We start from the raw sequence: 778 nt of genomic DNA on the forward strand, positions 1-778 counted from the left end.
CAACAGAAGAATCGCAGCCAAAACGCGTTTATTTTCTCTCTGCATCGCGAGACTCCTTTGCGTGCCGGACTAATGGCGGACGAGCAACTGGGGCCACATCACAGGTTCCCCTGCTTCTCGCGCTTTTTGACAAATAGATAGGAGTTTCTCACTCCTGGTGATCTGTTGAATGCGGTTGACTCGTTTGATCGTTGCCGGTTTCAGCCATTCAGGTGCCGCAGCGTGTGCGCGTTTGAACGCCGCAAGGGCTTTTTCGTAGTCGCCGAGTTGCGCATAACAGAGTCCGTCTACGCCGCGCGGAATGTAGTGAGGTTCAAGGTGTTGTGCCGCCAGCGCATAGCCGAGGGCCTCTTGGGGATCGGTCGAATAGAGTGCTATTGCCAAGTGGTGTAAGACGTAGGGATGGGTGGGATCCATTTCATATAACCGGCGATAGGCATCTTTCTTTTTCTTGCCATAAAACGGATTCACCATGGGGCCTCCGCCTCCATAAACCACCCATGTCAGTAGCGTCTGAAAATCATCGGGGTTGTCCATGTAGGCTTGCTCCAAATCAGCTTCAGCTTTCTTGCGATGAATCGAATTGCGGAACTTGCGTATTGTCGGAATGCGCCCCAGTTCCTCGACATAAATCCGATACTCGTCTTCGCGGTACGCGCTGTTTGTTTGATAGTATTGATTACCGGAGATACGGCCGGCTTCCTGCGGGCGGGCTTCTACCTCAATGCGTTCCTCAATGCGTTCTTTGACATGAGGCGGAACGACAACAGGATGCCAC

The 778-nt window shown here is 52.7% G+C and carries 1 protein-coding gene; it reads right to left on the bottom strand.

Annotated features, from left to right (window positions below):
• Positions 1 to 69 precede the first annotated feature (69 nt).
• Positions 70 to 778: tetratricopeptide repeat protein (locus J4G07_20540; protein ID MCE2416375.1), on the bottom strand; the 709-nt coding region annotated here is incomplete at its 5' end.

Source organism: Candidatus Poribacteria bacterium (assembly GCA_021295715.1).
Taxonomy (GTDB): domain Bacteria; phylum Poribacteria; class WGA-4E; order WGA-4E; family WGA-3G; genus WGA-3G.